Origin of the sequence: Variovorax sp. LG9.2, from assembly GCF_035018885.1 — a bacterium.
Taxonomy (GTDB): Bacteria; Pseudomonadota; Gammaproteobacteria; order Burkholderiales; family Burkholderiaceae_C; genus Variovorax.
The window spans coordinates 1-452 of record NZ_JASJXB010000112.1 but is presented as its reverse complement, the minus strand read 5'-3'; the positions used below and the strand labels follow the sequence as shown (position 1 = coordinate 452).

The following is a 452-nucleotide window of genomic DNA, read 5'->3' as shown; positions in this document are numbered from 1 at the left end:
GGGTCTGCGCGACATGCCGATCGGCGAGGCCATGGCCATGACGGGGCACCGCACGGTGGCCACCTTCCAGGGCTACTACCAGTCGGCAGCGATCCGTCGCAGCAAGGTGGCCAGCATGCTGGACACGCCGCCGCCGAAGGACGCGTAGGCCCGACGCCCGAACTTTCTCACTTCACTCGAACTCTCTCTTTCGTGAACAACACGTCTTTCGATATCTACCATTCCGACCACGCCGACGAGTGGCGCTTCGCACTCGGGCGCTGTGGCCGGAAGTCCTTCATCGCCATCGGGCGGCACCCTTGCCTTGCGAACTCAGAGGATCACGACGGCGCGATCGCCGGGGCCGAGGCAATGGCGGTGCGCCATGGCTGCGATGGCTTCGTTGTGATGAACCTGTGCCCGATCCGCACCAGCTCGTCGCACGACCTGCCCTGGTCGATCGGCGCGGACGC

General features: G+C 65.7%; 1 protein-coding gene. It reads left to right on the top strand.

Going from position 1 to position 452, the window contains the following annotated elements:
• Window positions 1-192: 192 nt before the first annotated feature.
• On the top strand, window positions 193-452 hold a 260-nt coding region (locus tag QN413_RS27140; RefSeq protein ID WP_323499649.1), incomplete at its 3' end, for a DUF1643 domain-containing protein.